Annotated in this window: 1 protein-coding gene; it reads left to right on the top strand. The window is 73.5% G+C overall.

Annotation, left to right across the window (positions count from 1 at the left end; translation table 11 throughout):
- On the top strand, positions 1-249 hold a 249-nt coding region (locus tag ACSNOH_RS35385; protein ID WP_436725528.1), incomplete at both ends, for a hypothetical protein.

The raw sequence follows: 249 nt of genomic DNA, 5'->3' as shown, positions 1-249 counted from the left end.
TGGCGTTCAGCGCGCGGGCGATCGGGGCGGGGCTGCTCGCCGCGGTTGGTGGTCTGCTGGCCACGGTGCCGGGACTGCTGCTCGCCCTGCCGCGCAGGCTGCTCGGCGGGCGAGGAAAGAGTCCGCTCACGTGGGGTGGCCGGGTGGCCCGCCTCATCTTCAAGCGCCTGATCGTCCGGGCCCGGTTGATGTATGCCGAGGCCAGTGGCGCCTGTGACGTGCTGACCCGGTTCGAGGAGCCCGGCCGCC

The sequence above is a fragment of the Streptomyces sp. URMC 127 genome (genome assembly GCF_051386535.1).
In the GTDB taxonomy this organism is placed as follows: Bacteria; Actinomycetota; Actinomycetes; order Streptomycetales; family Streptomycetaceae; genus Streptomyces.
Note: the sequence above shows the minus strand (reverse complement) of the source record. Positions and strands in the feature narration are given on the sequence as shown.